Source organism: Bradyrhizobium sp. (assembly GCF_049581145.1).
In the GTDB taxonomy this organism is placed as follows: domain Bacteria; phylum Pseudomonadota; class Alphaproteobacteria; order Rhizobiales; family Xanthobacteraceae; genus Bradyrhizobium.
The window spans coordinates 1-8,429 of sequence record NZ_JBAURI010000564.1 but is presented as its reverse complement, the minus strand read 5'-3'; the positions used below and the strand labels follow the sequence as shown (position 1 = coordinate 8,429).

At 63.3% G+C, this 8,429-nt stretch carries 8 protein-coding genes; 4 read left to right on the top strand and 4 right to left on the bottom strand.

What is annotated here, in order from left to right; genetic code table 11:
• The 4 genes from WCB02_RS18680 to WCB02_RS18665 all read right to left on the bottom strand — a co-directional run.
• Positions 1-1,035: MFS transporter (locus WCB02_RS18680; RefSeq protein WP_423960266.1), on the bottom strand; the 1,035-nt coding region annotated here is incomplete at its 3' end.
• A 35-nt stretch (positions 1,036-1,070) separates the two neighbouring features.
• Positions 1,071-1,217 (bottom strand): hypothetical protein, encoded by a 147-nt coding sequence (locus tag WCB02_RS18675; RefSeq protein WP_423960265.1) that lies wholly within the window; start codon positions 1,215-1,217, stop codon positions 1,071-1,073.
• Positions 1,218-1,397: 180 nt separating this feature from the next.
• The gene (locus tag WCB02_RS18670; protein WP_423960264.1) at positions 1,398-3,344 is read right to left on the bottom strand and encodes a TRAP transporter large permease subunit; all 1,947 of its coding nucleotides are present in this window, start codon (positions 3,342-3,344) and stop codon (positions 1,398-1,400) included.
• Positions 3,337-4,347: a TRAP transporter substrate-binding protein gene (locus tag WCB02_RS18665; protein WP_423960262.1), complete on the bottom strand. Its 1,011-nt coding sequence runs from the start codon at positions 4,345-4,347 to the stop codon at positions 3,337-3,339. The genes WCB02_RS18670 and WCB02_RS18665 overlap by 8 nt, the downstream gene beginning before the upstream one ends.
• A gap of 651 nt (positions 4,348-4,998) precedes the next feature.
• On the opposite strand from WCB02_RS18665, the gene WCB02_RS18660 reads away from it, so the two are divergent.
• The 4 genes from WCB02_RS18660 to WCB02_RS18645 all read left to right on the top strand — a co-directional run.
• On the top strand, positions 4,999-6,156 hold the full coding sequence (locus WCB02_RS18660; protein ID WP_423960260.1) for a transporter substrate-binding domain-containing protein: 1,158 nt from the start codon (positions 4,999-5,001) through the stop codon (positions 6,154-6,156).
• Positions 6,153-6,815 carry an ANTAR domain-containing response regulator gene (locus tag WCB02_RS18655; protein ID WP_423960257.1) on the top strand — a complete coding sequence of 221 codons (663 nt, stop codon included), beginning with the start codon at positions 6,153-6,155 and terminating at the stop codon, positions 6,813-6,815. Before WCB02_RS18660 ends, WCB02_RS18655 begins: the two co-directional genes overlap by 4 nt.
• Before the next feature lie 11 nt (positions 6,816-6,826).
• Complete coding sequence (locus WCB02_RS18650; protein ID WP_423960255.1) at positions 6,827-8,065, top strand: urea ABC transporter substrate-binding protein; 1,239 nt, start codon at positions 6,827-6,829, stop codon at positions 8,063-8,065.
• A gap of 129 nt (positions 8,066-8,194) precedes the next feature.
• On the top strand, positions 8,195-8,429 hold a 235-nt coding region (locus WCB02_RS18645; RefSeq protein WP_423960254.1), incomplete at its 3' end, for an ABC transporter permease subunit.

Here is an 8,429-nt window from a genome sequence, read left to right as displayed (position 1 = left end):
CACCAGCACGATCGCGAAGCCGGCGATGCCGATGCCGCGGTGGCCGATCTTCGGTGTCAGCAGCGGTCCGACCCAGCCGGAAACGGCCGCGAGACAGAACAGGGCCATGGTGACGAGGTTGTTGCCGAGGATCGAGGAGACGCCGACCATCGCAAACAGCACCGGCAGGTAGAAGCCGAAGGTCGAGAACTCGCTGGCCTCCGCGAAACAGGCGATCCAGCCATACAGCGTTGCGCGCCATCTTATCGGATCCTTGGGCAGGTCGACGAGGAAGGCAATCGGGCTCGGCTTCGGCACCACGACGTCCTCGTCCGGCAGCATGTCGAGATTGTCGTGGTACATTTCCCCGGCGACCCGCTTGGCCTCGCGGAAACGCCCCTGCCGCACCAGCCACACCGCCGTTTCCGGCACGTCGTGGCGCATGATGAGGATGACGAGCGCAGGCAGCGCGCCAAGTGCCAGCGTCACCCGCCACACCGTCTCGTGGTTGAGGTCGAGAACGAGGAAGACCGCGATCACCGCCAGCGTCAGCACCTCGCCGACCGCGAACATGAACTGCCAGCGGTTGCCCATCACCTCGCGCTCGCCCCTGGCCATTGATTCCATGATGTAGGTGTAGCCGGTCGAGATGTCGCTGCCGAGCGGCACGCCCAGGAGGAAACGAACCACGACCAGCCAGCCGACGCTGGGCACGAAGGCCTGGGCGATCGCCAGCACGATGAACATCGCCATCGTCGCCAGGAACATGACGCGCCGGCCGATCTTGTCGGACAGCCAGCCGCCGATCAGCGCGCCAATCAGCGCGCCGCCTTGCGTCCCGGCGGCTGCGAGCCCCAGCAGGAACGGATCCGGGTGGTACTGATCCTTGATGAAGATCAGGACGAAAGCGATGGAATAGAGGTCCCAGGCCTCGACCAGGATCGAGGCCATCATCAACCATCCGACCCTGTTGCCCCTGGGGCTGTATTTGCCGATCAGGTAGCGGACGGCGCTATCCATCGCCGCTTGCTGTGGCAGAGCTGCCGTCGTCGTCATCTTGGTTGCCCCCTCGATTTTGTGCAATTCGATTGCTAGACGCCCGGCACAGGCTCGATGCTGCCATCGAGCAGACCAGCGTCGATGCCGGATTCCATTCCCTCAAACATGGTGTCCACGAAGTCGATCAGTCCGTCAACCGCCGCAACCGCGGACGGCGGACAGGATGGCGAGATGGCCATCGATGGTGCTCGAGAGACATAACCCGTCACCAATGTGCCCGTGATCAAGGACGGCTAACGTCTATCCGATGCGGGACGAAGGGCCTGTGCACCGACCTGTTGCCGGCAGTCTTCGAGCGCTCCGACCTGACCGTGCGCCGCACCAGGATGTAAAGGGCGTTTCCCACGGGGCCTGCCGGCTCAATGTCCCCGGATCAGATGTGGCACCGCAAGCGTGAACCACGGCACGAACGCCACGACCACGACACCGATCATCAGCACCGCGAGATATGGCAGCATCGCGCGGCTGGTGGACTCGAGCCGGCTTTCCGACACCGTGCAGGAGACGTAGAAGCCGATTCCGATCGGCGGAATGAAGATCCCGACGCCCATCGCGAGGATGATGATCATGCTGTAGTGGATGATGTCGATGCCATACTGGCCTGCAATCGGCATCAGCAGCGGCCCGAGAATGATCAGCGCCGGCAGGCCCTCGAGCAGCGATCCCACCACGATCAGCAGCACGATGGTTCCGAGCGTGAATACGACGCGGCTGTCGCCGGCCGAATGCAGGATCAGGGCGAGGCTCGCGGGCAGGTCTGCTGCCGTCAATGTCCAGCCAAAGGAAAAAGCGGCCGCAATGATGAACAGCACCATTCCGGCCAGCAGCGAGGATTCCACGGCGATCTCGTACAGCGCCCTGACGCCGACCGCGCGGTAGACGGCGAACGCCAGCAAGAGGCCATACAGCACCGCCACGCTGGACACCTCGGTCGGCGTGGCGACGCCGAAGCGGATACCGATCACCATGATGACCGGCATCACAAGCGGCAAGACGGCTCCGACCGTCGCCTGCAGCAATTCGGATGCCGTCGCGCGCGGCGTCGAAGGCATCTTGCCGCGACGCGCCAGCACGTAGTTCAGCAGCATCAGCATCGACGCGATAACGGCTGCCGGCATCAGGCCGGCAATGAACAACGTTCCGATCGAAATCGGCGCCACCGATCCCAGCACCAGCATGGCAAGGCTCGGTGGGATCGTTTCCGACATGGCTGCCGACGCTGCCAGCACCGCGGCGCCGTGCTCCGGCTTGTATCCCTGACGCTGCAATTCGCGGCGCAGCACCGATCCGACTGCGACGACGTCGGCGATCTTCGATCCTGAAATACCCGAGACCATGTAGATGGTCAGGACCACCACCTGGAGCAGGCCGCCGCGCATATGGCCGACCAGCGTCATGGCAAAGCGCACAAGCCGAAGACTGATGCCGCCTTTCTCCATGATCAGGCCGGCCCAGATGAAGAACGGCAGCGTGAGCAGGATATAGTTGCTGGTGCCGTCGAAGGTGTTCTGCGCGACCGCGACCAGCGGCGCCACGCCGGTGGCCAAAAGGAAAGTCACCGAACCGAGCAGCATGGCAAAGCTGACCGGCAGTCCGAGCAGGATCGCCAGCAGGAAGGCGATCAGCATGATGCCGAGCGCCGCGCCGTTCTCGAGATGCAGCGAGGGCACGACAGAAGCGGCATAGACGATGCCGGCGAGCAGTATGACGACGCAGGCGGGGGCAATGACGTCCCGGGGCGCGTGGTCGTACACCAGCCGCTCGACCGCAAACAACGCGGTGAGTCCAAGTCCTGCCGTGAGCGGCAGCACCAGCCAGGCTGCGTTGATCCCGAGGATCGGCGTGTCCGATGTCGCCGAGATCGACAGCAGGTCGAGCGAGACATAGCCGACCACGGCCGCGGCAACCAGGATCAAAAGATCCATGCCGATCGCGAGCGAAGTGCGCCAACGCGGCGAAAATCGTGCCGTCAGGAACTCGACCGTGGTGTGATGGCGCGCGCGAAACGCCAGCGCGCCGCCCACGAAGGTCGTCAGCGACAGAAACAGCTTGGCCGCTTCGTCGGCCCACAGCAGCGACTCGTCGAACCAGAATCGCGAGACGATGCCGGTCAGCACGATGGCCAGCTGGACCACCAGGGCGAACACGAGAAGCGCGCGAAACGCCAGGTCGATGCCATTCAGCGACGCGCGGATCCGGTCCGCCGTCCGACCGCGCCCCAGCCCGAGCGGATGCGCGGCCGGATCGAGCAATCCGGACGCGGTCGCTTGCTCGCCGCCGGACGACGGCGAGGACGGCTCAGGCATGCCCGGCGTCCTTCATCACCGAAGCATAGAGATCGGCACCGATGATGTCCTTGAACTGCGCATACACGCTTTCGGTGGCCTTGCGGTAATCGTCGCGGTTCGGTTCGACGATTGCCATGCCCTTGGCCTTGTAGCGTTGCGCGATCTCGTCGCTCTTGGCGGCGATCGTGGTCCGCCAGTCCTTTGTCAGCTCGATGCTCGCCGCGCGAATGGCGTCCTGCGCCTCCTTGGGCAGGCCATCGAACTTGGCTTTGCTCGCCATCATGACGCCGACATTATAGACCTGATTGGTCATGTTGATCGTGTTCACGATCTCGTCGTCCTTGGTTGCGGCGAGCGAGATCATCGGCGTCTCGACGGCATCGATGACACGCTGCGACAGCGCCAGATAGACTTCGGTCAGGTCGATTGCGACCGGGCTCGCGCCGAGCGTGCGGAAGGTTGCAGCGAAGATCGCGCCCGGCTGAACGCGGATTTTCAGGCCCTTCATGTCGGCGGGCTCCGGCGCCTTCTTGTCGATGGTCGACACGACGCGCCAGCCCCAGTGGCCAAAACCCAACCCGTAGATGCCCTTCGAGGGCAGCATGTCCAACAGCTTCGCGCCGGTCGGTCCGTCGAGCATGCGTTCCGCCGAGGCCGAATCCGAGAACAGGAACGGCAGATCGACCACCTGGAATTTCGGGAAAATGCTGTCGATGAAGCCCGATGTGTGCGCGCAAAAATCGATGATCCCGGTCTGCAGGCCGGTGAGGATGTTGGTCCCGCTGCCGAGCTGGCCGAGGCTGAACACCTGAATCTCGACGGCGCCGGACGTCCGCATTGCGACAGCGTCCGCGAAGCGTTTGAGCACGTCATAGAGCGGGTGGCTCTGGGTGTCGGCGAAAGTGAGCTTGAGGGTATGGGTCGGTGTGGCAGCCCAGCCGGTTCGCCCCACGAAAGGTGTCGCCACCGATGCTGCGATACCCGTTGCCGCAATCTTCAAAAGTCGACGTCGCTCGATCACGATCAAAGGGCTCCCTGACTTTTCTTGTTCTGGCTGCATTTCTTGTACTGCCTGCATCTATTTGCGGGATGCCCAATAGCACGTGTTTTGGCCGATGCCTATCGCCTCATCGCATGGCCATGGCGTTTTCCGATTACGTTGAATCGGAGAACGCTCCGGCTGTCCTTTATTGGTCGCATCTTCCTGACCAAGCCGTGTCGACCAATCCGGAAAATGCCCCAATGTCTGGGAATCCGATCGCGCGTTCTGCAACGGCTGGCCTGGTCACGCGTCATCAATGTAGCCGTGCGGACGGCTAGGTCTATTCCATGCAGGGGAGGGACTCTGTACCGGTCTGTTGCCGGCGGTCTACCAGCGCTCCGATCTGACCGGGCGCCACACCAATGCGCGCGCTGTCATGCTGCTCAGTTTTTCTGCAATCAGATATGAATTGGAGCAAGTCCCGCTGCAACAACGCGCTTGACATCACAAACGATTCCAACGACCGTAAAGGCCAAGCGTTGGGCAAAGCGGCCCGTCGACGCTGCAAGTCAAACCATTTCCAACGCCGCGCTTGCAATCAAAGCGTGTTCGGTTGGTGGCGAGGGCGCCCTCGGCTTCACGGCCGGCGGGCGTTTTTTTGTTTTGGGCGGCGCTTTTTTGGATTCGGCAATGGCGCGGATGCATCGAATCGGCGTGATGTTCTCGACAGCCGGCTCGTATGGCGTGGTGTCGCGCGCGATGCTGAACGGCGCGCTGCTGGCCTTTCGCGAGATCGCGCAAGCCGGTGGGCCGCTCGCGCTCGAACCCGTCATCGTCAATCCCGCGGGCGATCTGGCCCGTTACCGAGAGCTCAGTTGCGAACTCCTCAAGGCCGGCGTCCGCCATGTGGTCGGCTGTTACACCTCATCGAGCCGCAAGGAAGTCATTCCATGCTTCGAGAAGTTCGATGGGCTGCTCTGGTACCCGTCGCATTATGAGGGCTTCGAAAGCTCGGATAACGTGATCTACACCGGCGCGTCGCCCAATCAGCACGTGCTGCCCCTGGTCGACTACATGGCCTCGCGGGTCGCCATGCGCGTGTTTTGCGTCGGCTCCAACTATATCTGGGCCTGGGAAAACAACCGCATCTTTCGCGAGGCGCTGGCTGCGCGCGGCGGTGTCGTCGCCGCGGAACGCTATCTGACCGTCGGCGACACCGAGTTCGATCAGGTGATCGCTGCCATCCTCGACCTGCGTCCGGATTTCGTCTTCAATAATCTGATCGGCACCAGCGCTTACGCCTTCTTTCGCGCCTTCCGTGCCGCCTGCCGTTCGCGCGGTCTGGATCAGGCCGCCGACATTCCGGTGGCGAGCTGTACGTTGTCGGAACCCGAACTGGCCGAGATCGGTTCCGATGCGATCGACGGTCATCTCACTGCAAGCGTCTATTTTTCGTCGCTGCAATCGCAGGCCAACGCGACCTTTGTCCGGGCCTATGCCAGAACCTTTCCCGACATGCCCGTGGCGTGTGCCGATGCCGAGGCCTCCTATATCGCGGTCAAGCTGATGGCCACAGCGCTGCAGCGGGCCGGCACCGATGAGGCGCGCGCCGTGCGCGCCGCGGTCGCCAACCAGTCTCTGCTCGCGCCGCAAGGCGAGGTGCGGATCGATCCGCAGACCTTTCATGCCTGGCTGACGCCGCGAATTGGACGCTCCAACGTCAACGGACAATTCGATGTCCTCATGGAGGCGCCCGGGCCCGTGGCTCCCGATCCTTATCTCGTCCAGTCGCAGCCGCGCTTCGCGGTCGCAATGCGTCCCCCGGTGCTCAGAGTGGTGCAAGCATGACGTTCCGACTGCTGCAGAATTTCAAGGGCGGTCGCGCCCTCATCGTGACCAGGCGCTGCGGATGGGAAGCGACGCTGGAGACCACGCTCGCCAAGCTCGGCGTCGGCAGCGAATATCCGGAGATCGCAGGCGGCCGGGCCCGGATCGATGTCGCGGCCTTGCAGCCGGAACGCGACGTCCTGTTCGTCGACGGCGATCTCGAAGGCGTGGTCGCGATCGAGGTCGATCCCGCGTCGCGCCTGCCGCCGGCGCCGGTGATCGGCCTGGTCGGCGTCGAGGCGCCGAGCCGCCTCAAGGCCCTGGTGAATCTCGGCGCGACGTCGTTTTTGCGCAAGCCGGTCCACGGCGGCGCGGTCTATGCATCGCTTTTCATGGGCATCAACCAGTTTCTGCTGCGCAGCGAGATGGCCGAGCGCCTGAGCGATCTCGAAGCGCGCCGCCGCGGCCGCCGGGCCGTGGTGCGCGCGATCATCTCCCTGATGCAGAGCGGCCTCGACGAGGACGGCGCCTATGACCTGCTCCGCCGCGAAAGCATGCGCGCGCGGCAGAACCTGGAACTCTACTGCGAGGAGTTTCTGAACAAGCGGCCGACACAAGCGGATTCGTCCGGCCGTCCGACCAGCGTCACGTTGCAAGGCAGCCACAAGCGAGCGATGTAGGAGAGACTGACATGAGTAAAACTTTACGACGGGGGCTGCGCGCCGCAGCCCTCACCGGCGCGATCGTCCTGGCGTCCGGCGCGGCCTTGGCGGAAAGTCCCATCAAGATCGGCGTGCTGGAGGACCAGTCCGGCGACTTTGCCTTGGCCACCATCGGCAAGGTCCATGCGATCCAGCTCGCGACCGATGAGATCAACAAGGCCGGCGGCATCGCCGGCCGGCAGATCGAGCTTGTCACCTATGACACGCAATCCGACAACACCCGCTATCAGGAGTTCATGCGGCGCGTGCTGCAGCGCGACAAGGTCGACGTGGTGTTCGCCGGCTTCTCGTCCGCCTCGCGCGAGGCGTATCGGCCGATCGTCGATCAGTTCAACGGCTTCGCCTTCTACAACAACCAGTATGAAGGCGGCGTCTGCGACGGCCACATGATCGTCACCGGCGCGGTGCCGGAGCAGCAGTTCTCGACGCTGATTCCCTATATGATGGAGAAGTATGGCAAGAAGGTCTACACGCTTGCCGCCGACTACAATTTCGGTCAGATCTCCGCCGAGTGGGTCCGCAACATCGTCAAGGAGCATGGCGGCGAAATGGCGGGCGAGGAGTTCATCCCGCTCGGCGTCTCGCAGTTCTCGCAGAGCATCGCCAACATCCAGAAGGCGAAGCCGGATTTCGTGGTGACGCTGTTGGTCGGCACTGCGCAGGCATCCTATTATGAGCAGGCGGCCTCGGCCAATGTCAATTTGCCGATGGCCTCGTCGGTCAATGTCGGGCAGGGCTACGAGCACAAGCGCTTCAAGCCGCCGAGCCTGAAGGACATGTATGTCACCACCAACTATATCGAGGAAATCGACACGCCCTCGAGCAAGGCCTTCCTCGCCAAGTTCAAGGCCAAGTTCCCGAACGAGCCCTATGTGAACCAGGAGGCCGAAAACTCCTATCTTGCGGTCTACCTCTACAAGCAGATGGTCGAGCGGGCCAAGTCGACCAAGCGGGATGACATCCGCAAGGTGATCGCGCTCGGCGATGTCTGCATGGACGCGCCGGAGGGCAAGGTGTGCATCGACCCGAAGAGCCAGCACATGTCGCATACCATCTATCTGGCCAGGGTGGGCGCCGACCATTCGATCACCTTTCCCAAGGTATGGGAGGACATCAAGCCGTATTGGCTCGGCGAGGCCGGCTGCGATCTGACCAAGAAGGATCCGATGGCGCAGTACACGCCGTCCAATCCGCCGCCGAAACCCTGACGCCGCGCCTGCATCGCTCCGGCGCATTCGCGCGCCGGAGCGATGCCCGCGGATCGCGCGGCGAGCGATCGTTGCTGCCGCGGCTTTTTTCGAATCTGCAGCTGTCGGTTTATTCATGGCGGTCTAGTTATGGACTTGGCGACCCTCGCATTCTCGGCGCTGTATCAGTTCGGCGATGCCTTCGCGTTCCTCGTGCTGTCGGCCTGCGGGCTCGCGGTGATCTTCGGCATGATGGGCGTGATCAATCTCGCCCACGGCGAATTCATCATGTGCGGCGCCTATGTCACCGCGTCTTCGGCGCATGCCGGCCTGCCGCTGCCGCTTGCGATCGCGGCCGGCGCCGCGGCTTCGGCGCTGGTCGGCG

Coding starts and splice junctions, on each gene's coding strand:
- WCB02_RS18650 (WP_423960255.1), top strand. CDS start 6,827: ATGAGTAAAACTTTACGACGGGGGCTGCGCGCCGCAGCCCTCACCGGC.
- WCB02_RS18670 (WP_423960264.1), bottom strand. CDS start 3,344: ATGCCTGAGCCGTCCTCGCCGTCGTCCGGCGGCGAGCAAGCGACCGCG.
- WCB02_RS18675 (WP_423960265.1), bottom strand. CDS start 1,217: ATGGCCATCTCGCCATCCTGTCCGCCGTCCGCGGTTGCGGCGGTTGAC.
- WCB02_RS18660 (WP_423960260.1), top strand. CDS start 4,999: ATGGCGCGGATGCATCGAATCGGCGTGATGTTCTCGACAGCCGGCTCG.
- WCB02_RS18655 (WP_423960257.1), top strand. CDS start 6,153: ATGACGTTCCGACTGCTGCAGAATTTCAAGGGCGGTCGCGCCCTCATC.